Source organism: Pseudomonas sp. SCT (assembly GCF_003864275.1).
GTDB lineage: Bacteria > Pseudomonadota > Gammaproteobacteria > Pseudomonadales > Pseudomonadaceae > Stutzerimonas > Stutzerimonas stutzeri_AE.
This window is the reverse complement of the sequence record NZ_BDJA01000004.1, coordinates 192367-214836: the sequence shown is the minus strand read 5'-3', so window position 1 is coordinate 214836 and position 22470 is coordinate 192367. Positions and strand designations below refer to the sequence as shown.

At 65.7% G+C, this 22470-nt stretch carries 22 protein-coding genes; 17 read left to right on the top strand and 5 right to left on the bottom strand.

Features of this window, described 5'->3' with window-relative positions; all coding sequences use genetic code 11:
• From glcF to BHD08_RS12085, 8 genes are all read left to right on the top strand, one after another.
• Complete coding sequence (glcF, locus tag BHD08_RS12120; protein WP_015278495.1) at nt 1–1218, top strand: glycolate oxidase subunit GlcF; 1218 nt, start codon at nt 1–3, stop codon at nt 1216–1218.
• Nucleotides 1219–1291: 73 nt separating this feature from the next.
• On the top strand, nt 1292–1696 hold the full coding sequence (locus BHD08_RS12115) for a heme-binding protein (RefSeq protein WP_015278494.1): 405 nt from the start codon (nt 1292–1294) through the stop codon (nt 1694–1696).
• Nucleotides 1697–1716: 20 nt separating this feature from the next.
• Complete coding sequence (locus tag BHD08_RS12110) at nt 1717–3897, top strand: malate synthase G (RefSeq protein WP_015278493.1); 2181 nt, start codon at nt 1717–1719, stop codon at nt 3895–3897.
• A gap of 217 nt (nt 3898–4114) precedes the next feature.
• Nucleotides 4115–5818 (top strand): L-lactate permease, encoded by a 1704-nt coding sequence (locus BHD08_RS12105; protein ID WP_125022528.1) that lies wholly within the window; start codon nt 4115–4117, stop codon nt 5816–5818.
• Between the two features lie 114 nt (nt 5819–5932).
• Entirely contained in the window at nt 5933–6100 is a 168-nt protein-coding gene (rd, locus tag BHD08_RS12100; protein ID WP_125022526.1) for a rubredoxin, read from the top strand.
• Between the two features lie 34 nt (nt 6101–6134).
• Nucleotides 6135–7319, top strand: a complete 1185-nt coding sequence (locus BHD08_RS12095) for an NAD(P)/FAD-dependent oxidoreductase (protein WP_125022524.1) — start codon at nt 6135–6137, stop codon at nt 7317–7319.
• Nucleotides 7320–7467: 148 nt separating this feature from the next.
• Nucleotides 7468–7740, top strand: coding sequence for an HU family DNA-binding protein (locus tag BHD08_RS12090; protein ID WP_003283322.1), 273 nt, complete (start codon nt 7468–7470; stop codon nt 7738–7740).
• Nucleotides 7741–7879: 139 nt separating this feature from the next.
• Entirely contained in the window at nt 7880–8254 is a 375-nt protein-coding gene (locus tag BHD08_RS12085) for a helicase (RefSeq protein ID WP_102826336.1), read from the top strand.
• Between the two features lie 140 nt (nt 8255–8394).
• Here the strand turns inward: BHD08_RS12085 and BHD08_RS12080 are convergent, their stop codons facing one another.
• The gene (locus BHD08_RS12080; protein WP_125022522.1) at nt 8395–9297 is read right to left on the bottom strand and encodes a LysR family transcriptional regulator; all 903 of its coding nucleotides are present in this window, start codon (nt 9295–9297) and stop codon (nt 8395–8397) included.
• A gap of 175 nt (nt 9298–9472) precedes the next feature.
• Here BHD08_RS12080 and BHD08_RS12075 point away from each other — a divergent pair, with 175 nt between their 5' ends.
• Nucleotides 9473–10654 (top strand): acyl-CoA dehydrogenase, encoded by a 1182-nt coding sequence (locus BHD08_RS12075; protein ID WP_015278487.1) that lies wholly within the window; start codon nt 9473–9475, stop codon nt 10652–10654.
• 121 nt (nt 10655–10775) lie between these two features.
• Complete coding sequence (locus BHD08_RS12070; protein WP_125022520.1) at nt 10776–11999, top strand: CaiB/BaiF CoA-transferase family protein; 1224 nt, start codon at nt 10776–10778, stop codon at nt 11997–11999.
• A gap of 1 nt (nt 12000) precedes the next feature.
• On the opposite strand, the gene BHD08_RS12065 is transcribed toward BHD08_RS12070, so the two are convergent.
• Nucleotides 12001–13014, bottom strand: a complete 1014-nt coding sequence (locus BHD08_RS12065) for a zinc-binding alcohol dehydrogenase family protein (RefSeq protein ID WP_125022518.1) — start codon at nt 13012–13014, stop codon at nt 12001–12003.
• A gap of 100 nt (nt 13015–13114) precedes the next feature.
• On the opposite strand from BHD08_RS12065, the gene BHD08_RS12060 reads away from it, so the two are divergent.
• From BHD08_RS12060 to BHD08_RS12045, 4 genes are all read left to right on the top strand, one after another.
• Entirely contained in the window at nt 13115–13942 is an 828-nt protein-coding gene (locus tag BHD08_RS12060) for a LysR family transcriptional regulator (RefSeq protein ID WP_125022517.1), read from the top strand.
• Nucleotides 13943–14028: 86 nt separating this feature from the next.
• Nucleotides 14029–14637 (top strand): LemA family protein, encoded by a 609-nt coding sequence (locus BHD08_RS12055; RefSeq protein ID WP_125022514.1) that lies wholly within the window; start codon nt 14029–14031, stop codon nt 14635–14637.
• The gene (locus BHD08_RS12050) at nt 14634–15386 is read left to right on the top strand and encodes a YgcG family protein (protein WP_125022512.1); all 753 of its coding nucleotides are present in this window, start codon (nt 14634–14636) and stop codon (nt 15384–15386) included. Before BHD08_RS12055 ends, BHD08_RS12050 begins: the two co-directional genes overlap by 4 nt.
• A gap of 18 nt (nt 15387–15404) precedes the next feature.
• Nucleotides 15405–16022 carry a TPM domain-containing protein gene (locus BHD08_RS12045; RefSeq protein WP_015278481.1) on the top strand — a complete coding sequence of 206 codons (618 nt, stop codon included), beginning with the start codon at nt 15405–15407 and terminating at the stop codon, nt 16020–16022.
• 32 nt (nt 16023–16054) lie between these two features.
• Here BHD08_RS12045 and BHD08_RS12040 read toward each other — a convergent pair whose 3' ends face one another.
• The gene (locus BHD08_RS12040) at nt 16055–17332 is read right to left on the bottom strand and encodes a tetratricopeptide repeat protein (protein WP_125022509.1); all 1278 of its coding nucleotides are present in this window, start codon (nt 17330–17332) and stop codon (nt 16055–16057) included.
• A 111-nt stretch (nt 17333–17443) separates the two neighbouring features.
• Here BHD08_RS12040 and BHD08_RS12035 point away from each other — a divergent pair, with 111 nt between their 5' ends.
• Entirely contained in the window at nt 17444–18520 is a 1077-nt protein-coding gene (locus BHD08_RS12035; protein WP_015278479.1) for a GlxA family transcriptional regulator, read from the top strand.
• Between the two features lie 43 nt (nt 18521–18563).
• On the opposite strand, the gene BHD08_RS12030 is transcribed toward BHD08_RS12035, so the two are convergent.
• Nucleotides 18564–20537 (bottom strand): AAA family ATPase, encoded by a 1974-nt coding sequence (locus tag BHD08_RS12030; RefSeq protein WP_125022507.1) that lies wholly within the window; start codon nt 20535–20537, stop codon nt 18564–18566.
• Nucleotides 20538–20945: 408 nt separating this feature from the next.
• On the opposite strand from BHD08_RS12030, the gene BHD08_RS12025 reads away from it, so the two are divergent.
• Nucleotides 20946–21407, top strand: a complete 462-nt coding sequence (locus BHD08_RS12025) for a FecR domain-containing protein (RefSeq protein WP_125022505.1) — start codon at nt 20946–20948, stop codon at nt 21405–21407.
• Between the two features lie 5 nt (nt 21408–21412).
• Nucleotides 21413–21985: an OmpA family protein gene (locus BHD08_RS12020; RefSeq protein ID WP_177412677.1), complete on the top strand. Its 573-nt coding sequence runs from the start codon at nt 21413–21415 to the stop codon at nt 21983–21985.
• A 43-nt stretch (nt 21986–22028) separates the two neighbouring features.
• Here the strand turns inward: BHD08_RS12020 and BHD08_RS12015 are convergent, their stop codons facing one another.
• The gene (locus BHD08_RS12015; protein WP_125022503.1) at nt 22029–22409 is read right to left on the bottom strand and encodes a RidA family protein; all 381 of its coding nucleotides are present in this window, start codon (nt 22407–22409) and stop codon (nt 22029–22031) included.
• Nucleotides 22410–22470 lie beyond the last annotated feature (61 nt).

Sequence of the window (22470 nt, the reverse complement as noted above, 5' to 3'; positions counted from 1 at the left end):
ATGCAAACCAATCTGAGCGAAGCGGCGAAAAAGCTGCCGCGCGCCGAAGAAGCTGAAAGCATCCTGCGCTCCTGCGTGCATTGCGGCTTCTGCAATGCCACCTGCCCGACCTACCAGCTGCTCGGCGACGAGCTGGACGGCCCGCGCGGGCGCATCTACCTGATGAAGCAGATGTTCGAAGGCGGCGAGGTGACCGAAAGCACCCAGCTGCACCTGGACCGCTGCCTGACCTGCCGCAACTGCGAAACCACCTGTCCGTCCGGGGTGAAGTACCACAACCTGCTGGACATCGGCCGCGACTTCATCGAGCAGCAGGTGCAGCGCCCGTTGGGCGAGCGCGTCGTGCGCGGCGGCCTGCGCACGGTGATCCCGCGTCCGGGCCTGTTCAAGGCACTGCTGGGCGCCGGCAATGCGCTGAAGCCGCTGATGCCGGCCTCGTTGAAGGACCACCTGCCGCGCGAGATCCGCCCGGCCAAGCCGCGCCCGCAGGTCATGCACAGCCGTCGCGTGCTGATACTCGAAGGCTGCGTGCAGCCGAGCCTGTCGCCGAGCACCAACGCCGCCGCCGCGCGCGTGCTCGACCGCCTGGGCATCAGCGTCAGTCCGGCGCGCGAAGCCGGCTGCTGCGGCGCGGTGGATTACCACCTCAACGCGCAGGATGCCGGCCTGGACCGCGCACGGCGCAACATCGACGCCTGGTGGCCGGCCATCGAAGCCGGTGCCGAAGCCATCGTGCAGACCGCCAGCGGCTGCGGTGCCTTCGTCAAGGAATACGGTCATCTGCTCAAGGATGACCCGGCCTACGCCGCCAAGGCCGCGCGGGTCAGCGAGCTGGCCAAGGATCTGGTCGAAGTGCTGCGCAGCGCCGAGCTGGAAAAGCTCAATGTGCGCGCCGACAAGCGCATGGCCTTCCATTGCCCGTGCACCCTGCAGCACGCACAGAAGCTCGGCGGCGCGGTCGAAGACGTGCTCACCCGCCTGGGCTACCAGCTCACCGCGGTGCCAGATGCGCACCTGTGCTGTGGCTCGGCCGGCAGCTATTCGATCACCCAGCCGGAGATTTCCCACCAGCTGCGCGACAACAAGCTCAACGCGCTGGAGAGCGGCAAGCCGGAAGTGATCGTCACCGCCAACATCGGCTGCCAGACTCACCTCGACGGCGCCGGCCGCACGCCGGTCAAGCACTGGATCGAAGTGGTCGAGGAATCGATGCAGTAGCAACGCCTCATGGTTCGGTCGCCCAGTCAGGGCGGCCAGCGAACAACCGAAATACGAAGACAGGAGAATCGAGATGAAAAGCAAAGCCGTACTGAGCCAGACCGAAGTCGCCACCATCCTCGCCGCTGCTCGCGCCGAAGCGCAGGCTAATGGCTGGGCCGTGACCATCGTCGTCGCCGACGACGGCGGCCATCCGCTGGCGCTGGAGCGTCTGGACGGCTGCGCGCCGATCGCCTCCTACATCGCCACCGAGAAGGCCCGCAGCTCGGCCCTCGGCCGTCGTGAAACCAAGGGTTACGAAGACATGGTCAACGGCGGCCGCAGCGCCTTCCTCTCCGCGCCGGTGGTCTGCTCGCTGGAAGGCGGCGTGCCGGTAGTGGTTGACGGTCAGGTCATCGGTTCGGTTGGCGTCTCCGGCGTGACCGCCGCGCAGGACGCCCAGATCGCCAAGGCCGGCGTTGCCGCCCTGGCCAACTGAACAGACAAGGAGAACGACAGATGACTGAGCGCGTAACCCTGGGCCGCCTGCAAGTCGCGGCCAATCTGCAGCGTTTCATCGAAGACGAAGTCCTGCCGGGCAGCGGTATCGAAGCCGCCGCCTTCTGGCAGGGCCTGGACGCCCTGGTCCATGACCTGGCGCCGAAGAACCGTGAACTGCTCGCCGAGCGCGACCGCATGCAGGTCGAGCTGGACACATGGCACAAAGCCAATCCCGGTCCGATCAAGGACATGGCCGCCTACCGCGCCTTCCTCGAATCCATCGGCTACCTGCTGCCGGTGCCCGGCGAGGTGAAGATCGAAACCGCCAACGTCGACAGCGAGATCGCCACCCAGGCCGGCCCGCAGCTGGTGGTGCCGATCATGAACGCGCGTTATGCGCTGAACGCCGCGAACGCCCGCTGGGGCTCGCTGTACGACGCGCTCTACGGCACCGACGCCATCTCCGAAGAGGGCGGCGCGCAGAAGGGCCCGGGCTACAACGAAGTCCGTGGCGCCAAGGTCATCGCCTACGCGCGCAATTTCCTCGATCAGGCCGCGCCGCTGGCCGAAGGCAGCCACGCCGACGCCACCGCCTATCGCGTGCAGGATGGCCAGCTGAAGGTCACCCTGGAGAACGGCAGCGTCACCGGGCTGGCGCAGCCGGAAAAATTCGTCGGCTTCCAGGGTGAAGCGGTCGAGCCGAAGGCCGTGCTGCTGAAGAACAACGGCCTGCACGTCGAGATCCAGATCGATCCGAACAGCCCGATCGGCCAGACCGATGCTGCTGGCGTTAAGGACCTGCTGGTCGAGTCCGCGGTTTCCACCATCCTCGACTGCGAAGACTCGGTTGCTGCGGTGGATGCCGATGACAAGGTGCTGGCCTACCGCAACTGGCTGGGCATCGTGCAGGGCACCCTCAGCGAGGAAGTCGCCAAGGGCAGCTCGAGCTTCGTCCGCCGCCTGAACCCGGACCGCGAATACAGCGCACCCAACGGCGGCGAGCTGAAGCTGCATGGTCGTTCGCTGCTGTTCATCCGCAACGTCGGTCACCTGATGACCAACCCGGCGATCCTGCTGGAAGACGGCCGCGAGATTCCGGAAGGCATCATGGACGGTGTGTTCACCAGCCTGATCGCCAAGCACGACCTCCAGCGCAAGGGCAACTCGCGCACCGGCAGCGTCTACATCGTCAAGCCGAAGATGCACGGACCGAAGGAAGTCGCCTTCGCCGATGAGCTGTTCGGTCGCGTCGAGGAGCTGATCGGTGTGCCGCGCTACACCCTGAAGATGGGCATCATGGACGAGGAGCGCCGCACCAGCGCCAACCTCAAGGCCTGCATCGCTGCGGCCAAGCACCGCGTGGCCTTCATCAACACCGGCTTCCTCGACCGTACCGGCGACGAGATGCACACCTGCATGGAAGCCGGCCCGGTGCTGCGCAAGGGTGACATGAAGTCCACCCCGTGGATCCAGTCCTACGAGCGCAACAACGTGCTGGTCGGCCTGGCCTGCGGCCTGCGCGGCAAGGCGCAGATCGGCAAGGGCATGTGGGCCATGCCGGACCTGATGGCAGCCATGCTCGAGCAGAAGATCGGCCATCCGAAATCCGGCGCCAACACCGCCTGGGTGCCGTCGCCGACCGGCGCCACCCTGCACGCGCTGCACTACCACCAGGTGAACGTGCAGGCCGTGCAGAGCGAGCTGGAGAAGATCGACCTGGCGGCCGAGCGCGATCAGCTGCTCAACGACCTGCTGAGCATCCCGGTGGTCGCCGAAGACAAGTGGAGCGCCGAAGAGAAGCAGCAGGAGCTGGACAACAACTGCCAGGGCATCCTCGGCTACGTGGTGCGCTGGGTCGAGCAGGGCGTCGGCTGCTCCAAGGTACCGGACATCCACAACGTCGGCCTGATGGAAGACCGCGCCACCCTGCGTATCTCCAGCCAGCACATTGCCAACTGGCTGCACCACGGTGTGGTCAGCCGCGAGCAGGTGCAGGAAACCCTGCAGCGCATGGCCAAGGTGGTCGACCAGCAGAACGCTGGCGATCCGCTCTATCGCGCCATGTCCAGCGACTACACTCAGTCGATCGCCTTCCAGGCGGCGTCGGATCTGGTGTTCAAGGGCCGCGAGCAGCCGGCGGGCTACACCGAGCCGCTGCTGCATGCCTGGCGTCAGCGCTACAAGGCCAGCCAGGCCTGACAGGGCCGGGAACTGCGTGCTGCCGGAAGCTCGGCGCACGCGGTGCAGGACAGCAGCCCCAGGCGTCGAGTTGGCGTCCGGGGCTTTCGAGCATGAGCGGCACGGTTTCGGCCGGGCCGTCGGGAAGCGCACCGCGTGGGGGCGTTTCATGCGAAGCACCGGGCGTGCCCGGACACAATAGAAGCGGTTCACAACAAAAAACGCAGGGACCCAACAAATGAGTCAAACACTACTGTCCATCCTGGCCTTCGTGCCGCTGGTGCTGGCGGGTGTGCTGCTGATCGGCTTTCGCTGGCCGGCCAAGTACGCCATGCCGCTGGTTTTCGTCCTCACTGCGCTGATCGGCCTGCTGGCCTGGGACATGACCCTCAACCGGGTCATCGCTTCCACCTTGCAGGGCCTGATCCTCACCGCGGCGATCCTCTGGATCATCTTCGGTGCGATTCTGCTGCTCAACACGCTGAAACATTCCGGGGGGATCAGTTCGATTCGGCGTGGCTTCTCCAATGTCAGTCCTGACCGTCGCGTTCAGGTGCTGATCGTCGCCTGGCTGTTCGGTTGCTTCATCGAGGGGGCGTCGGGCTTCGGCACACCGGCGGCGGTGGCGGCACCGCTGATGGTCGCGCTGGGCTTCCCGGCGCTGGCGGCGGTGGTCATGGGGATGATGGTGCAGTCCACGCCGGTGTCCTTCGGTGCGGTGGGCACGCCGATTCTGGTCGGTGTCGGTGCGGGTCTGGACAAGACTGGCATCAGCGAGCAGCTGGCTGCGGTGGGCAGTAACTGGGAGGTGTTCTTCCACTTGATCTTCTCGCGCGTCGCGATCATCCATGCGCTGTGCGGGATTCTCATGCCGCTGATCATGGTCAGCATCATGACCCGCTACTTCGGTCGCAACAAATCCTGGACCGAAGGTCTGGCAGTCGCGCCGTTCGCGGTCTTTACCGGTCTCGCCTTCGTCATTCCGTATGCTGCGGCCGGTGTGTTCCTCGGTCCGGAATTCCCGTCGATGATCGGTGCGCTGGTTGGTCTGGCCATTGTCGTACCGGCGGCCAAGGCCGGCTTCCTGCTGCCGAAGGACACCTGGGATTTCGCGCCGGCGAAGGAATGGCCGTCCGAGTGGATGGGCAAGATCGAGATGAAGATCGAGGACGTAGCCGGCAAGACGCCGATCTCCGTGCCGATGGCTTGGGCTCCTTACTTGCTGCTGGCTGGTTTGCTGGTCGCCTCGCGGGTCTTCCCGGACTTCAAGGCGCTGCTGATGTCGCTCAGCTTCGGCTGGAAGGACATCCTCGGCGAAACGGGCGTTTCCGGTACGCTGGAGCCGCTGTACCTGCCGGGCGGGATTCTCTGCATGGTGGTGCTGATCACCTTCTTCCTGCATCGGATGAAGGCCAGCGAGCTGGGCGCGGCGATTTCCGAATCGAGCAAGACCCTGCTCGGCGCGGGCTTCGTGCTGATCTTCACCATTCCGATGGTGCGGATCCTGATCAACTCGGGCGTTAATGGCTCCGACCTGGTGTCCATGCCGGTGGCCATGGCGCAGCTCGTCGCTAACAGCGTGGGCTCGGTTTATCCGTTCTTCGCGCCGGCAGTCGGGGCGCTGGGCGCGTTCATCGCCGGTTCCAACACGGTGTCCAACCTGATGCTGTCGCAGTTCCAGTTCAACACCGCGGGCCTGCTCGGCCTGTCCGGTGCGCTGATGGTGGCGCTGCAGTCGGTGGGTGCGGCGGCGGGCAACATGATCGCCATTCACAACGTGGTGGCGGCCTCGGCCACCGTCGGCCTGCTCGGTCGCGAAGGGATCACCCTGCGCAAGACCATGCTGCCGACGCTGTATTACCTCATCCTGGCCGGCACCATCGGCCTGATCGGGTTCTACGTGCTGGGCATCAGCGATCCGCTGGTGGCTGCCGCAGGCTAAGCCTGACTGTAGCGTGACGGGCGGCCTAGGCCGCCCGTTTTCATTTGTGGGTTTGGTGCGACGCACCGTTCTGGTATAGCGTGCGTCGCAGTCGACGGAACATCGAGGTTAGCGATGAAGAAATGGCAATGTGTGGTGTGCGGCTATATCTATGACGAAGCGCTGGGCGCACCGGACGAGGGCATCGCGCCTGGGACGGCATGGGAAGATGTGCCGGAAGACTGGATGTGCCCGGACTGCGGCGTCGGCAAGATGGACTTCGAAATGATCGCCATCGGCTGATCTCTTTCGCAACGCTTCTCTGGAGGACAAGATCGTGAGCGCACCTGTAGTCATCATCGGCACCGGCCTGGCCGGCTATAACCTGGCCCGGGAATTCCGCAAGCTGGACACCCAGACGCCGTTGCTGCTGATTACCGCCGATGATGGGCGCTCCTACTCCAAACCGCTGCTTTCCACCGGCTTCGCCGCCAACAAGAATGCGGAAAACCTGGGCATGGCCACCGCCGGCGCCATGGCCGAACAGCTGAATGCGGAGATTCGCACCCATACCCGCGTCACCCGTCTCGATCCGGCGAATCGGCGCGTGTGGATTGGCAACGAGCCGGTGCCCTACCGCGACCTGGTACTGGCCTGGGGCGCGCAGACGATTCAGGTGCCGGTTGCGGGCGATGCTGCCGACGCGGTTTTTCCGATCAACGACCTGCACGATTACGGCCGCTTCCGCGCCGCCGTCGCCGGCAAGCGTCGGGTGCTGATCCTCGGTGCCGGGCTGATCGGCTGTGAATTTGCCAACGACCTGCTGCTCGGTGGCCATGAGGTCGATCTGGTCGCCCCCAGCGAGCAGGTCATGCCCGGTCTGCTGCCGCTACAGGCCGCCGAGGCGGTTCGCAACGGCCTGAAGGGCATCGGCGCACGCTTTCACCTCGGGGCCACGCTGGAGCGCCTGCAGCGCAGCACCGACGGTCTGCAGGCGACCCTCTCCGACGGCTCGCAGCGGAGCTGCGATCTGGTGGTCAGTGCCGTCGGCCTGCGCCCGCGCACCGAGTTGGCTGCCGAGGCGGGTCTCGAGGTCAAGCGCGGCATCGTCGTCGATCGCCTGCTGCAAACCTCGGCGGAACACGTCTATGCCGTCGGCGACTGCGCCGAAGTCGAAGGGCTGAACCTGCTCTACGTGATGCCGCTGATGGCTGGGGCGCGGGCCCTGGCTAAAACGCTGTTTGGCAATCCTACCTTTGTCAGTTACGGCCCCATGCCGGTCACAGTGAAGACCCCAGCATGCCCGGTAGTGGTTTCCCTGCCTGCGGCTGGTAGTGCCGGCAACTGGACTGTCGAAGCCCAGGGTAATGATGTCAAAGCGCTCTATCTCGGTACTTCTGGGCAGCTTCTCGGCTATGCCCTGACCGGCACGGCGGTACAGGAGCGCCTGGCGCTGAACAAGCAGCTGCCGCCGGTGCTGGCGGAACTACCGCAAATTCTGTCGTTAAAGTCCCCCAGCTGAGCCTGCGGGGCGTCCGGAGGGACTGGCGCAGGTGCTAGCGCCGTGCCATTCTCCATGAGTCTGCCCAGCCTAGAGCTGTTGCAGCGCCTTTAGCGCTGTTCTTGTGAACAGTACGGACACAACAACAAAAACGTCTCAGAGGCTTCCCATGCGTAAACCGGAACTCGCCGCAGCCATTGCCGAGAAGGCTGACCTGTCCAAGGATCAGGCCAATCGGGTACTCAACGCCGTGCTGGATGAAATCACCAACGCGCTGAACCGCAAGGACAGCGTGACCCTGGTTGGTTTCGGCACCTTCGTTCAGCGCCACCGCGGCGCCCGCACCGGGAAAAACCCGCAAACCGGGCAACCGGTGACCATCAAGGCCAGCAACACCGTTGCCTTCAAGCCGGGCAAGATGCTCAAAGACGCGGTCAACTGACGCTGCGCCAACCCGGAGCCAGCGGGCTCCGGGTCAACCTGACTGCCCGGTCCGCCTCGGACCCATTCGTACCCATCCTTTCCCCAGCCGACCAAGCCACTACAATGCGGCCTTTTCTCGTACCGGTCGGGACCTCACCATGAAATTCCGCTTCTTGCTTTGGATGCTTGGCCGCCTGATGGCCAAGGCCAGCCGCACCAATCCCGAGTTCCAGCAGCAGCTGGGAGACAAGGATCTGACCTTTCAGCTGCATACCCTGGACGGCAAGGTCGCCCGGCACTTCGTCGTGCAGAACCAGCGCGTCACCAGCAAGCGCGGCCCGGCGAGCGAACCGGCGTTCTCGCTTGGCTTCAAGGATGCCGCCTATGGTTTCGCCACCATGACGGCGAAGAACAAGCAGCTGGCGTTCATGCAGGGGATTCAGAACAAGGACATCCAGATCCAGGGGAATCCGGCGCTGGTGATGTGGTTTCAAGGGCTGACGAAGTACCTGAAGCCGAAAAAGAAGAAGTAGTTTCGCCCTGAGCCCGCGATTCGGCGCGCTCATTTCTGGATGTCCTGGCACCTGGGTCGACAGACCCAAACCTGCATGCCACCTGTGGTGGAAAACGCTGCGCGGTTTTCCACCCTACGGCTGGGCATCCCTACCCGGCCCTACGCCCCCTCCCGCCACACCCTCGCCTCATCCTTCAGCCAGTCCCGAAACGCCACCAGTCCCGCCGACTCCACCTTGCGCTCCGGAATCATCAGGTAATACGCTCGCGTCTCGCTGCGATAGGCCTGCGGATGCGCCAGCACCAGCCGCCCCTCGGCCAGTTCCCGCTGGATCAGGAACGGCGGGATCAGCGCTACTCCCATGCCATGCTCGGCCGCCTGCGCCAGCATGGAGAACAGCTCCAGCCGCGGACCGGTCATGTCGCGGGCGACTTTCAGCCCCAACGAGTCGAACCACTGCCGCCAGGCATAGGGTCGGGTGGTCTGCTGCAGCAGCGGCATGTCCGCCAGCGTCTGCGCGGTAAACGGCTGACCGTCGTGCAGCAAGGCGGGGCTGCAGACGGGCTGCAGGTCCTCGGGCATCAGATAGTGCGCCTCGGTACCGGACCAGTCGGCGTCGCCGAAGTAGATGGCGGCATCGAACTCGGTATCGGCGAAGAGAAAGGGCCGGGTGCGGTTGGTCAGGTTCACCGTGATTTCCGGATGCAGTGCCTGGAAATGCCTGAGGCGCGGCACCAGCCATTGGGTGCCGAAGGTCGGCACCACCGCAAGCTCCAGGCTCATCGCGCCCTGCTGGCCCATTACCGACAGCGTATCGCGCTCCACCGCGTCCAGCTGTGCGGCGATGCGGCGGGCGTAGGACTGGCCGGCGGCGGTGAGCTTCACGCCGCGCCGCGAACGGCGGAACAGCGCCAGGCCGAGAAACTCCTCCAGCCCGCCGATCTGCCGGCAGATTGCGCTCTGGGTCAGTGCCAGCTCGTCGGCCGCACGGGTGAAGCTCTCGTGGCGGGCGGCGGCCTCGAAGGCGATCAGCGCGGCGGTGCTGGGAATCTTGCGGCGCATTATGCAAAGACCTCACGGGATAAGCCTGATAATCGGTCAAGAGCTTATCTCGAAGTGAGCAAAGCGCACAGTTCGGTGCGAAATCCTCGTTTGCGACGCACCGTCGCTGCGCCTAGGATCAGCTTATCCCGCCCGCGTGACCGCGGTGCCGAAGACAACAAGAGGAGCCTCCCGAATGGCCGGCAAAGCAAGCTTCAACTGGATCGACCCGCTGCTGCTCGATCAGCAGCTGACTGAAGAAGAGCGCATGGTGCAGGGCAGCGCCGCGCAGTTCGCCGCCGACAAGCTGGCGCCGCGGGTGCTGGAAGCCTTCCGCCATGAACAGACCGATCCGGCGATCTTCCGCGAGATGGGCGAAACCGGCCTGCTCGGTGCGACCATTCCCGAAGCTTACGGCGGCAGCGGGCTCAACTACGTGTGCTACGGCCTGATCGCCCGCGAGGTCGAGCGCATCGATTCGGGCTACCGCTCGATGATGAGTGTGCAGTCCTCGCTGGTGATGGTGCCGATTTATGAGTTCGGCAACGAGGCGACCCGACAGAAGTACCTGCCCAAGCTCGCCAGCGGCGAATATATCGGCTGCTTCGGCCTCACCGAACCGAACCACGGTTCCGACCCGGGCAGCATGGTCACCCGGGCGAAGAAGGTCGACGGCGGCTATCGCCTGTCCGGCAGCAAGATGTGGATCACCAACAGCCCGATCGCCGATGTATTCGTGGTCTGGGCCAAGGACGACGCCGGCGAGATCCGCGGCTTCGTGCTGGAGAAGGGCTGGGAAGGGCTGTCCGCCCCGACGATCCACGGCAAGGTCGGCCTGCGCGCCTCGATCACCGGCGAGATCGTCATGGACAACGTGTTCTGCCCGGAAGAGAACGCCTTCCCCGACGTGCGCGGGCTGAAGGGGCCGTTCACCTGCCTGAACAGCGCCCGCTACGGCATCAGCTGGGGCGCGCTGGGTGCCGCCGAGTTCTGCTGGCACACCGCACGCCAGTACACCCTGGACCGTCAGCAGTTCGGCCGTCCGCTGGCCGCCAACCAGCTGATTCAGAAGAAGCTCGCCGACATGCAGACCGAGATCACCCTGGCCCTGCAAGGCTGCCTGCGCCTCGGCCGGATGAAGGACGAAGGCACCGCCGCCGTGGAGATCACCTCGATCATGAAGCGCAACAGCTGTGGCAAGGCGCTGGATATCGCGCGCATGGCCCGCGACATGCTGGGCGGCAACGGCATCAGCGACGAATTCGGCGTGGCCCGGCACCTGGTCAACCTGGAGGTGGTGAACACCTACGAGGGCACCCATGACGTGCATGCGCTGATCCTCGGCCGCGCCCAGACCGGCATCCAGGCGTTCTTCTGACGCCGCCGTAGGGTGGATGACGCTCTCTTCATCCACCGTTGGCTACGCGCGGTGGATGGGTGACGCATCAGCTACGCGCCCCGATCCACCCTACGTTCACTTGAGTTTCGAGGTTTCGCCCATGCCCGGCGCCCTGTCCCATATCCGTGTTCTCGATCTGTCGCGCGTGCTCGCCGGGCCCTGGTGCGGGCAGATCTTCGGCGACCTCGGCGCCGAGGTGATCAAGGTCGAGCGCCCTGGCACGGGCGACGATACGCGCCATTGGGGCCCGCCCTATCTCAAGGATCAGCACGGCGAGAACACCTCGGAGGCGGCCTATTACCTGACCGCCAACCGCAACAAGCAGTCGCTGACCGTCGACTTCACCCGGCCCGAGGGCCAGCGCATCATCCGCGAGCTGGTGGCGCAGTGCGATGTGCTGCTGGAGAACTTCAAGGTCGGCGGGCTGGCCGCCTACGGACTGGATTATGAAAGCCTGAAGGCGCTCAACCCGCGGCTGATCTATTGCTCGATCACCGGCTTCGGCCAGGACGGACCTTATGCCACTCGCGCCGGCTACGACTTCATGATTCAGGGCCTCGGTGGGCTGATGAGCCTGACCGGCCGCAGCGATGCGGAGGAGGGCGCCGGGCCGGTCAAGGTTGGTGTGGCGCTGACCGATATCCTCACCGGCCTGTACGCCACCGTCGGCGTGCTTGCTGCGCTGGCACATCGCGAACGCAGCGGCGAAGGCCAGCATATCGATACGGCGCTGCTCGACGTGCAGGTCGCCTGCCTCGGCAACCAGGCGCTCAACTACCTCACCACCGGCGTGGCGCCCAAACGCATGGGCAATGCCCATCCGAACATCGTGCCCTATCAGGATTTCCCCACCGCCGATGGCGACATCATCCTCACCGTCGGCAACGACGGTCAGTTCCGCAAGTTCTGCGAGGTGGCCGGGCGTCCCGAGTGGGCGTCCGATCCGCGCTTCGCCACGAATCGCGCGCGGGTCGCCCATCGCGCCGAGCTGATTCCGCTGATTCGCCAGGTCACGGTGTTCCGCACCACGGCCGAATGGGTCAGTGCGCTGGAGCAGGCCGGCGTGCCTTGCGGGCCGATCAACGACCTGGCGCAGGTGTTCGGCGACCCGCAGGTGCAGCATCGCGGGCTGAACGTCGAGATGCCGCACCCGCTAGCCGGCCGTGTGCCGCAGGTGGCCAGCCCGCTGCGGCTGTCCGCTTCACCCGTGGATTACCGCATGCCGCCGCCACTGCTCGGCGAGCACAGCGAGGCGCTGTTGCAGCGCCTGCTGGGCATGAATGACGAGCAGATCGCCGGCCTGCGCGCGGCCGGCGTCATCTAGCTCAGAAACCTTCCAGCACGATCTTGCCCTTGGCCTTGCCGCTTTCCAGCAGGGCATGGGCGCGGCGCAGGTTGGCCGCGTTGATGGTGCCGAAGTGCTCGCCTAGGGTAGAGCGCAGTACACCCAGATCAACCAGCTGGCTGACGCGCTGCAGCAGGTGATGTTGCTCGATCATATCCGGCGTCTCGAACAGTGAGCGGGTGAACATCAGTTCCCAGTGCAGCGACAGGCTTTTGCGCTTGAGCTTCATCACGTCCAGCGGCTGGGCTGGATCGTCGATCAGCGCGAGGCGGCCCTGCGGCGTCAGTGCTTCGACCAGCTGATCGAAGTGCCGGTCGGTCTGGGTCAGGCTGGCGACATGGCTGACGCTGGCGAAACCGGCGCGCTGCAGCCCGGCGTGTAGCGGCTGGCTATGGTCGATGACGTGGTGCGCGCCGAGTTCGCGGGCCCAGGCCTGGGTTTCCGGGCGCGAGGCGGTGGCGATCACGCTGACCTTGGTCAGCTGGCGGGCCAGCTGCAGCATGATCGAGCCGACACCGCCGGCAGCGCCAACGATAAGCAACTGCTGCCCGGCGCCCTGGCCTTCAACCAGTTGCAGGCGCTCGAACAGCAGTTCCCAGGCGGTGATGGCGGTCAGCGGCAGCGCGGCGGCCTCGGCGAAGCTCAGGCTCCGCGGCTTGCGCCCGACGATCCGCTCGTCCACCAGATGGCGTTCGCTGTTGCCGCCGGCGCGGGCGATGGAGCCGGCGTAGAACACCTCGTCGCCGACCTTGAACAGGCTGACTTCGCTGCCCACACCGACGACCACGCCAGCCACGTCCCAGCCCAGCACCTTCGGCTGGCCGGCCTCGGGCTGGGTGTTGCGGCGTACCTTGGTGTCCACCGGGTTGACCGAGATGGCGCGCACCTCCACCAGCAGGTCACGCGGGCCGGGCACCGGCTCGGGCAGCTCCACGTCCTGCAGGGCGCGGGGATCGTCGATGGCGAGGGAGTCGAAGTAGGCGACCGCTTTCATGCTGTTGCTCCGTATGGATTCGGTGGAGGGGCATGCTCAGCTATTTGACGCGGCAGAAAAACGGGGTAATAAGCGAGGCTCTTTCAACAGGATTTTGAAAATGCTGCGTATCGATGACCTGCAACTGTTCGTGCGTACGGCCGACAGCGGCAGCCTGTCTGCCGCTGCGCGGGCGCTGGATGTATCCCCGGCGGTGGCCAGCGCTGCGCTCAAGCGCCTCGAAGCCTCGCTTGGCGCCCGGCTGTTGGTGCGCTCCACCCGCAGGCTGCGCCTGACCGCCGAGGGCGAGGCGTATCTGCTGCATGCCCGGGCTGCGCTGGCCAGCCTGCACGAGGGCGCCCAGGCGCTCGCTGGCGGGCGCGAAGCGATCAGCGGCGTGCTGCAGCTGTCGGCACCGTCCGACTTCGGCCGCAATGTGCTGCTGCCGTGGCTCGACGAATTCCAGGCGAGTCATCCGCAATTGCAGCTGCGCCTGCTGCTGGGTGACGGCCTGACCGACCTGTTTCGCCAGCCGGTGGACATCGTCCTGCGCTATGGCGCGCCGCAGCGGCTGGAAGAGTTGACGGGGCACAGCTGCCTGCGCTTCATGCTCGCCGGCCGCGTGCATGACCGCTGGTGTTTTCAGGAAGGACGCCGGGCGCTCACCGTGCAGGTAAGCGGCGACCGGGTCAGCGATGACGCCGATGTGGTACGGCGCTGGGCGCTGGCTGGCGCCGGACTGGCCTACAAGTCCTGGCTGGATATTGCCGATGATGTCGCCGCCGGGCGTCTGCAGGTGCTGCTCTCCGATTGCCTCGGTGAAGCCGCGCCGCTGAACCTGCTTTGCGCGCACCGCGCGCAGCTGAGCAAGCCGGTGCGGCTGCTGCATGAACACCTGCAGGTGCGTTGCGCGCGGCTACTGCTGCGGGCGCCGTGGCAGGGCAGCTAGCGCAGAGGAGTTGATCTTCACCTGAACTCTTATGGCCCTTGGCTATTCTTATCTGCGTACTGGTTAACAGAATGGACGAGCGCACCATGCATACGCAGCGTTTTCGCTACACCTGGCAACTGACCGTTGTCGTCTTCATGTCCTGGCTGCTGGCCGGCTGCGGTATCAACAACATCCCCCGCTATGACGAGCAGGTGAAATCCGCCTGGTCGCAGGTCGAGAACCAGTATCAGCGGCGTGCCGACCTGATTCCCAATCTGGTCGAGACGGTGAAGGGCTTCGCCCGTCAGGAGCAGGAAACCCTCACCGCAGTGGTCGAAGCGCGGGCCAAGGCCACCTCGATTCAGGTCGATGCCAGCACCCTGGATGATCCGCAGAAGCTGCAGCAGTTTCAGCAGGCGCAGAACCAGCTTACCGGAGCGCTTAGCCGGTTGATGGCGGTGTCCGAACGCTATCCGGATCTCAAGTCAAACCAGAACTTCCTCGCCCTGCAGTCGCAGCTTGAAGGCACCGAGAACCGCATTGCGGTGGCACGCCGCGACTTCATCGCCGCGGTCGAGCGCTACAACACCGAGATTCGGACCTTCCCTGGCCGCATCTGGCACAAGGTGATGTACAGCGACATGCCGATCCGCGAGAACTTCGAGGCCACGGCCGAGAACGCCGAGCAAGCGCCGCAAGTGCAGTTTCAATGACCTCCAGGTTCCCGCTACTGCTGGTCCTGCTGCTCTGGGCTGCTGGCCTCGTCGCTCAGGAAAGCGAGCTGCCGGCGCTGACCGGCCGTGTGGTCGACCGCGCTGAGCTGCTTGATACCCAGGCCGAGGCCCGCCTGACCAGCATGCTGGCCGGGCACGAGCAGGCCACGGGCGAACAGGTCGTGGTGGTGACGGTGCCGGATCTGGGCGGGCGCAGCATCGAGGAATTCGGGCTGGAGCTCGGCCGCACCTGGGGCATCGGTCAAAAGGACGAGGACAACGGCGCGCTGCTGATCATCGCCCGCGATGACCGCAAGATTCGCATCGAGGTCGGTTATGGGCTGGAAGGTCGGCTCACCGACGCGCAGTCCTCGGTGATCATCAACCGCATCATCGCGCCGGCGTTCCAGCGCGGTGACTTCACTGCCGGGATCATCGAAGGGGCGGAGGCGATTGTCACCGTGCTCGGCGGCGACCCGTTGCCGGCCGAATTGCGTCCGGTGATGCCAATGGGGCAGGAGCAACCCGGCGGCCTCGGGATTCTCGGTTTCTTCCTCATGCTGGTAGCGATCTTCGTTATCGGCGGCGGGCGAGGCGGTCGCGGCGGTGGTCGTCGTGCCTTGCTGCTCGGCGCTTTGCTCGGCGGCATGGGCCGTGGTGGCGGCTTCGGCGGTGGTGGTTTTGGCGGTGGCGGCTTCGGTGGTGGCGGTGGGGGCTTCGGCGGCGGTGGTGCTTCCGGTGGCTGGTAATTCAATGATGGATGAACGATGACCTTACTCAGCGAAAGCGAACTGCAACAGGTGGCCGCGGCGATCGAGCAGGTCGAGCGCAATACCGATGCCGAACTGGTAACGGTGCTGGCTGCGCAGGCAGACGACTACCGCTACATTCCGCTGCTCTGGGCCAGCCTGATCGCGCTGCTGCTACCCGGCGCGCTGCTGTTCTTCAGTGGCTGGCTCGGCGCCTGGCAGTTGCTGCTGGTGCAGTGGGCGACCTTTATCGTGCTGGCGGTGCTGTTTCGCATGCCGGGACTGACCAGCCGCCTGATCCCGCGCTCCGTACGCTGCTGGCGCGCCTGCAATCTGGCGCGGCGCCAGTTTATCGAGCTCAATCTGCATCACACCGATGCCGATACCGGCATCCTGATCTTCGTTTCCGAAGCTGAGCGTTATGTGGAGATTCTCGTCGACCGCGGCATATCCAGCCGCATCGACAACGCCGCCTGGGAATCCATCGTCGCCTGTTTCACCGAGCGGGTGAAACAGGGCCAGGTGCTGGAAGGCTTTCTCGGTTGCATCGAGGCCAGCGGCGCGCTGCTGGCGCAGCATGTGCCGAAGACCCATGAGCGCAACGAGCTGCCCAACCGCCTGGTGGTGCTGCCGTAACCTCGCGAAAGGCGCCCGTGGGCGCCATCCGATCACTGCATGCGGCGTTGTTCGGCGAGTAGTTGCCGCTCGCGCTGCAGGGCCCGCGCAAGACGTTGCTGACCGCTGCGCTCGGCGGCGGCGATCAGCGTCTGGTCGACCAGATCGCGCTGAGCATGACTGCCGCCAAACAGCTGCGCCTGATTGCGGATCGAGCGCAGCAGCTCCACACACCGCCCATGATTGCCTTCGACGAACGCCACTACCGCCTCGACGCCCGGAGCGCCGATCCGGCCGGTGAAGCGTGCGTTGTCGTCGTCCCGCGCGCAGGCCCGTTGCTGGGCTGAGCGCAGCAGGCCCAGCAGGTCGTCGCGGCCGGCGCAGGCGAAGGCCATGGCGGCGTGAAAGTCGTTGAACGCATAGTTGCCATCCGCCGCCATCGCGGCCCAGCGCTCGGCCACGCCGGCCCAGCGGTCGCCGACATCCACGCCACGCAGTTGCAGCCGCCAGAGCAGTGCGCTGGCGTCGATCAGCTCCAGCGCCAGGGTGCTCTGATGGCCATTCACCGGGCCGTCGAACAGGTCCAGGGCCGCGCCGCAATCGTCCAGCTCGATGTGGTGCAACGCCAGGTGCCACCAGTTGTGCACCGCCAGCATGCTGTCCTGCTGCCAGGCCGGATTGCCGCGCATCCAGGCGATGCCTTCCTCGCGCCGTCCCTGCATCTCCAGGACGTGGGCGACTGCGTGCTGAGCCCAGGCGTCGGCGGGTTGCAGGGCGATCGCTTCACGGCCATAGCGCTCGGCGAGCCGATAGTCGCCGCATTCTTCCAGCCCGAACGCGTACAGGCCGAGCAGCGCGTGATAGCCAGGCAGCTGCAGCGACCAGTCCGGCAGCACACGGGCGATGCGGTCGCGCAGCATGCGTGCGTCGCCGGTGAAAAAGTCGATCTGCTGCCCGGCCTGCAACGCCAGCATGTCGTGGGGGTAGTCGATGCTGAGGTCTTCCAGCACACGCCCGGCCGCATGCCAGCGGCCATCCAGCAGTTGCCCCAGGGCCTTGAGGTGACGGCCCTCGCGATCATTGTGCGGCAGCTCCAGGGCGCGTTCGTACGAGGCGCGAGCCACCGGTAGCGCGGCCGCCTCGGTGCCGAGCAGGTAGAGCCAGGCGTGCAGGACATGGCCCATGACCAGTTCCGGCGACGCCTGCAGTGTGGCTTCGGTGGTCGCCAGGGAGTCGGCGTGCAGGCAGCGGAACTGTGCGAGCGCCTGATCGAGCAGGGCCTGCGCCTCGCTGTTGCAGCCGGTCAGTTGGTACCCGTGTGCGTCTTTCATTGTTCTATGCTCCATGAGTCCGGTTCGTTGGCATCGGCCAACGCGCCCATACTCGGGGTTACGTCTGCGTTGGACCCCAGTCATCCTGGAAACAAACCGGCTATTTCCGCCATGGCCCGCTCAGAGATCGCCGAACGTCCGCCATTGACCGTCGCTCTGCTGGCGACGCCGGACAGTACGGCCTCGACGCTGTTCGGTCTCTACGATCTGCTGCTGGGTGCCCGTCGCGACTGGCAGCAACTGCTGCACCGCGCCGACGTGGCGTCGCCCTTCCTGCCGCTGATCGTCAGCCGCGACGGCCGCTCGCTGCGGGTCTACAACGATATTCCGGTCCACCCTCACACCAGTCTGGACGACGCGCCCCCGACCGATGTGGTGATCGTCAGCAACCTGGCGGTCAGCCCCTGGGAGCCGCTGGACGATCGCTACGCGCCCGAGGCGCAGTGGCTGTGCGAGCGCTACGCGGCGGGGGCGACGCTGGCCGCTGCCTGCTCCGGGGCGATGCTGTTGGCGCGTACCGGGCTGCTGGCCGGCTGCGAAGGGACTTCGCACTGGGGCTACTGCGACTGCCTGCGACGCGAATACCCGGACGTGCACTGGCACCCGGACAAGGCATTGGTCAGCACCGGCGTCGGTCAGCGCCTGGTGATGTCCGGCAGCGGCAGCAGCTGGCATGCGCTGGGGCTGTTTCTTATCGCCCGTTTCGTCGGTGCGCGGGAGGCGATGGAGGTGGCGCGGATGAACCTGTTCGATTGGGATGCGACCAGTCCGCTGGCCTACGCCGCGATGATGCGCACCGGGCAGCTGGCCGATCCGGTGATCGCGCGTTGTCAGGAATGGGCGGCGCAGCATTACGAGGAAGAGGCTCCGGTGAGCGCCATGGTGCGCATCAGCGGCCTGCCGGAACGGACCTTCCAGCGCCGCTTCGCCCTGGCCACGGGACTGACGCCGCTGGATTACATCCACACCCTGCGGCTGGAAGAGGCCAAGCAACTGCTGGAAAGCGGAGAGCTGTCGGTGGAGGCGATCGCCTGGGAGGTCGGCTATCAGGATGCTGGCTTCTTTGGTCGACTGTTCCGGCGCAAGGTCGGCCTCACGCCGGCGCAGTACCGGCGCCGCTTCGGCGTGCTGTCGCGGCGCCTGGCCGGCATCGCCACCCTGCAGCAGGCGGCGCCGGCCGTGCACTGATCCCGGCGGGTGTGCCGCCCGCCGGGACCGTTACGCCCCCGGCTTAGAGCCGGGTCGGGCCGTCGTCTTCCGGCTCGCTGGATACCACCGGCGACAGTTCGAAGCTGTCGGTGCTGTCCATGGCGCTGGCCGCGACGCGGTCGATGCTGTTCAGCGCATGGCCGATGATCGAGCTGACACTGGCTTCGTGATGTTGCACCGGCAACCGCTCGATGGCCGCCAGCACCTCTTCCCCGGGCACGGTTTCCACCGCGAGCAGGCGCTCGGTGATGTGGTCGAGCGCCGGTTTCAACCGCTGCAGCAGGGCAAGGCATTCTTGGTTGAGCTGCTGCAGCAGCTCATCGGCCGCTTCCAGCGCTTCGCGCGGATCGCTATCCAAGTGCGCGTCGCGCACGGCCTGCAGGCTCAGCAGCGAGCCGCGCGGGCCCATGCCCAGCGCGCCGACCATGGAGAGAGCGATCTTCGAGGCTTCCTGCAGATCCTGTCCGGCCCCCGAAGACACCTCATGGAAGTACAGCTGCTCGGCACCGCGCCCGGCCAGCAGCATCTGGATGCGATTGCGCAGCTCGGAGTACATGTGCAGGCGCTTGTCTTCCACCGGGGTCACCAGGGTCACGCCCAGTGCCTGGCCGCGCGGCAGGATGGTGACCTTTTCCACCCGGCCGACATTCAGTGCCGCCGCCACCAGTGCGTGGCCAGCTTCGTGTACGGCAATGCGCTTGCGATCGGTCGGCGACATCGGCGTCACGCCGGAGGGCTGCTCGCCGATGCGGCAGGTTTCCACCGCGTCGACGAAGTGCGCCATATCGACCTGTTTGGCGCCGGCGCGGGCTGCCAGCAGGGCGGCATGGTTGACGATATAGGCGATCGCGGCTGGCGTCAGGCCGACGGTGTTGCGTGCCAGTTGCGGGAAGTCCAGATCCGCCGCGGCAGTGATCTTGCCGGCGTAGAGGCGGAACAGCGCTTCGCGGTCATCGAGGCCGGGCAGGCCGACGGCGATGGAACGGTCGAAACGGCCTTCACGCACCAGCGCCGGGTCGAGCGAGTTGGGAAAGTTGGTGGCGCCGAGCACCAGCACGCCGGCGGCACCATCGAAGCCGTCCATCTCGGCGAGGAACTGGTTGATGATGCGGTTGCTCTCGGCGTCGCTGGAGCGCGTCTGCTCGGCACGCTTGCCGATGCCGTCGATCTCGTCGATGAAGATGATGCACGGCGCCTGCTTGCGCGCGGTGCGGAACAGCGACTTGACCTTCTGGATGCCGACGCCGAAGTACATCGACGAAAAATCGCTGCCGGTGACCTGGATGAAGCTGGCATTCGATTCGCTCGCCAGCGCCTTGGCCAGCTGGGTCTTGCCGGTGCCGGGTTCGCCGGTCAGCAGCACACCCTTGGGCGGTCGGGCACCCAGGCGCGCATAGGCGGCTGGGTCGCGCAGGTAGGCGGTGACGTCACTGAGGGCCTGCTTGGCCTCCGCGGCGCCGATGACATCGGCGAAGGTCACGCCGCTGCCCTTGCGCTGCACGTCGAAGCCGCGGGTCTTCATGGCGAAGAAGATCGCTGCGCCGATCAGCAGCAGGGCGATCGGCGAGTAGGGCAGCAGGTATTTGTAGAACGGCTTCTCCGCGTCGGTCTGGAACATCGCCAGCGGGAACAACTCCGCGCCGCTAACGGCGTACTGATCGAGCAGCAGAGCGGCGACCCGCCCGGACTGGTCCGGTACCCAGTAACGCTGCTCGCCGGTGGTGGTGACGTAAACCGCATCGGCACCCAGCGCGGCGCTGGCAATGGCGCCGCCGCGCAAGTCACCCATCAGCCGCGACAGGTCACCGCGGTTGGCTTCCCAGCTTTCGCGCGAGCTCTGCAACTCGCCGAGCATGGCGGCAGCCGAGCCGGCGGCGGGGCTGTCGGTCGGTGCGCTGGGTTGTACCTGCCAGAAGGCGGCAGCCACGAGCAGCAGCAGGGAAAGAACGGACAACACAAGGCCGCGGCGACACTGGAGTAGGCGTGGTTTCTTCATTTCACATCCAATCGGGCCAGACCCGACGCATCGATAAACACTGCCCGGAATGGACAGACCACAGTTTTCTGGCGCGGGGAATACCCGCTGGCGCACAAGGCAAAGGTGCGTGCGGTCGCTAGCTTATGGATGCTGTTCTGTGCCAGACCGCTGGTCAGTTATTGATCAACCGACAGCGGCGAGGATACGGCAAGCGGGGCTCCCTGAATGGTTGCGCGACGAACGGCGAGAGGGTTTTCGACGAATGACCGGTTGCCGACGGAACCGATGGGCGCGCTCGTAAAGCTGCGTTGAAATACATCGATTCATGAAAACGAAACGGTCGAGGGATTTTTTGCCGGTTTGCACTGCCTTACTCCGGTGGAGCCGAACGGCATCGCTCCCACTGCCCTTCTGATGAGAGCTTCGATGATCTGTCCTCACAACTACCTATTGCCAGCCTCCTGTATGGTCGCCGCCCTCTTGAGCGGGCCTGCCTTGGCAGAGAACCTGCCCGAGCCCATAGGGCATGTGGCGCGGGTGGAAGGTGCCGCCTATATCAGCAGCCGTGGCTATACCAATGCGGCCAAGGTCGGCCAGGCGATCGTTCCAGGCGTGGCATTGAGTACCGGTGCGGAAGGCGCGCTGGGAGTGATACTCGGCGACGGCAGCGTGTTGTCGTTCGGCCCGCACAGCGAGCTGACGCTGGACGACTATCGCTTCGCCCCGGCTGCGGATGAGCTGCGGCTGCGCGCGACGCTCAAGCGGGGCACCCTCAATCTGATCGCGGGCGACATGGCCCGCCTCGATCCGCAGGCGATCTCCGTCGAGACGCCGGACGGCCGGATCGGCGTGCGCGGCGGCCAGGTGCTGATGAAGGTGGCGCCGTGACGCCGATGTCGCTGAAGAAAACAATGGCACTGCTGGCGATGGCGTCGCTGGCTGGCTGCGCCCAGCAGTCCTACGTGATGCTGGCGGACAATGGTGGTGGGTTCGGTGGCGTGATGCTCGGAGAGGAAGGCGAGCGGCGGCTAGACGCATCCGGACAGGGCATCGCGATCGCCGCGGGGCAGGCGTTCGCCGTGTCGGATGTGCGGCGCAAGGCGGATTTCGACCGCGCGCTGGCGGCTCAACCAGCTCTGCCGGAGCGATTCACCCTACATCTTGCGCCATCCGGTCAGCTGGACAGCGCCGCTGAACAACTGCTGGACAGCGTTCTGCTGGCCGCCCGCCGTCGGGATTACCCCGTGGTAACGGTGATCGGCCATACCGATACCCTCGGGCATCGTGCGGCGAACGAACAGGTTGGTCTGCGCCGCGCCCAGGCCGTTGCCGAGCTACTGCGCGCCAAGGGGCTGGAGGCGATGGAGTTGCGGGTGGAGTCCCACGGTGAGCGCAATCTGCTGGTGGCGACGCCGGACGCCACTGCCGAGCCGCGCAATAGACGGGTCGAAATTCTGGTGCGTTGATTCAACGACGCGGCGGCTGGCGCCGCGTCGACATACGATCCGATCAGTCGATGACCAGAACCGCGTCCATTTCCACCTGCGCGCCCTTCGGCAGAGCGGCGACACCGATGGCGGCACGGGCCGGGTACGGCTGCTGGCAGTAGCGGCTCATCACCTCGTTGACGGTGGCGAAGTTGCCGAGGTCGGTGAGGAAGATGTTGAGCTTGACGATGTCCTTTAGCGAGCCGCCTGCTGCTTCGGCCACTGCCTTGAGGTTTTCGAACACCTGCACGGCCTGCGCTTCGAAACCTTCCACCAGTTCCATGCTCTGCGGATCCAGCGGGATCTGCCCGGAAAGGTAGACGGTATTGCCGACCTTGATGGCCTGGGAGTAAGTGCCAATGGCGGCCGGGGCCTTGTCGGTGTTGATCACGATCTTGCTCATGGAAACTCCTCTGGAAATTGCGCAACGGGCCGCCAGCATAATGGCTGGCGGCAGGAGCGGC

What these genes read in the sequence shown, in the direction of transcription:
- BHD08_RS12055 (WP_125022514.1), top strand. Translation starts at nt 14,029, where the DNA reads ATGCATACGCAGCGTTTTCGCTACACCTGGCAACTGACCGTTGTCGTC.
- BHD08_RS12080 (WP_125022522.1), bottom strand. Translation starts at nt 9,297, where the DNA reads ATGCGCCGCAAGATTCCCAGCACCGCCGCGCTGATCGCCTTCGAGGCC.
- BHD08_RS12050 (WP_125022512.1), top strand. Translation starts at nt 14,634, where the DNA reads ATGACCTCCAGGTTCCCGCTACTGCTGGTCCTGCTGCTCTGGGCTGCT.
- BHD08_RS12105 (WP_125022528.1), top strand. Translation starts at nt 4,115, where the DNA reads ATGAGTCAAACACTACTGTCCATCCTGGCCTTCGTGCCGCTGGTGCTG.
- BHD08_RS12045 (WP_015278481.1), top strand. Translation starts at nt 15,405, where the DNA reads ATGACCTTACTCAGCGAAAGCGAACTGCAACAGGTGGCCGCGGCGATC.
- BHD08_RS12030 (WP_125022507.1), bottom strand. Translation starts at nt 20,537, where the DNA reads ATGAAGAAACCACGCCTACTCCAGTGTCGCCGCGGCCTTGTGTTGTCC.
- BHD08_RS12015 (WP_125022503.1), bottom strand. Translation starts at nt 22,409, where the DNA reads ATGAGCAAGATCGTGATCAACACCGACAAGGCCCCGGCCGCCATTGGC.
- BHD08_RS12065 (WP_125022518.1), bottom strand. Translation starts at nt 13,014, where the DNA reads ATGAAAGCGGTCGCCTACTTCGACTCCCTCGCCATCGACGATCCCCGC.
- BHD08_RS12090 (WP_003283322.1), top strand. Translation starts at nt 7,468, where the DNA reads ATGCGTAAACCGGAACTCGCCGCAGCCATTGCCGAGAAGGCTGACCTG.
- BHD08_RS12070 (WP_125022520.1), top strand. Translation starts at nt 10,776, where the DNA reads ATGCCCGGCGCCCTGTCCCATATCCGTGTTCTCGATCTGTCGCGCGTG.
- BHD08_RS12020 (WP_177412677.1), top strand. Translation starts at nt 21,413, where the DNA reads ATGTCGCTGAAGAAAACAATGGCACTGCTGGCGATGGCGTCGCTGGCT.
- BHD08_RS12040 (WP_125022509.1), bottom strand. Translation starts at nt 17,332, where the DNA reads ATGAAAGACGCACACGGGTACCAACTGACCGGCTGCAACAGCGAGGCG.
- BHD08_RS12025 (WP_125022505.1), top strand. Translation starts at nt 20,946, where the DNA reads ATGATCTGTCCTCACAACTACCTATTGCCAGCCTCCTGTATGGTCGCC.
- BHD08_RS12110 (WP_015278493.1), top strand. Translation starts at nt 1,717, where the DNA reads ATGACTGAGCGCGTAACCCTGGGCCGCCTGCAAGTCGCGGCCAATCTG.
- BHD08_RS12035 (WP_015278479.1), top strand. Translation starts at nt 17,444, where the DNA reads ATGGCCCGCTCAGAGATCGCCGAACGTCCGCCATTGACCGTCGCTCTG.
- BHD08_RS12075 (WP_015278487.1), top strand. Translation starts at nt 9,473, where the DNA reads ATGGCCGGCAAAGCAAGCTTCAACTGGATCGACCCGCTGCTGCTCGAT.
- glcF (WP_015278495.1), top strand. Translation starts at nt 1, where the DNA reads ATGCAAACCAATCTGAGCGAAGCGGCGAAAAAGCTGCCGCGCGCCGAA.
- BHD08_RS12060 (WP_125022517.1), top strand. Translation starts at nt 13,115, where the DNA reads ATGCTGCGTATCGATGACCTGCAACTGTTCGTGCGTACGGCCGACAGC.
- BHD08_RS12115 (WP_015278494.1), top strand. Translation starts at nt 1,292, where the DNA reads ATGAAAAGCAAAGCCGTACTGAGCCAGACCGAAGTCGCCACCATCCTC.
- BHD08_RS12085 (WP_102826336.1), top strand. Translation starts at nt 7,880, where the DNA reads ATGAAATTCCGCTTCTTGCTTTGGATGCTTGGCCGCCTGATGGCCAAG.
- rd (WP_125022526.1), top strand. Translation starts at nt 5,933, where the DNA reads ATGAAGAAATGGCAATGTGTGGTGTGCGGCTATATCTATGACGAAGCG.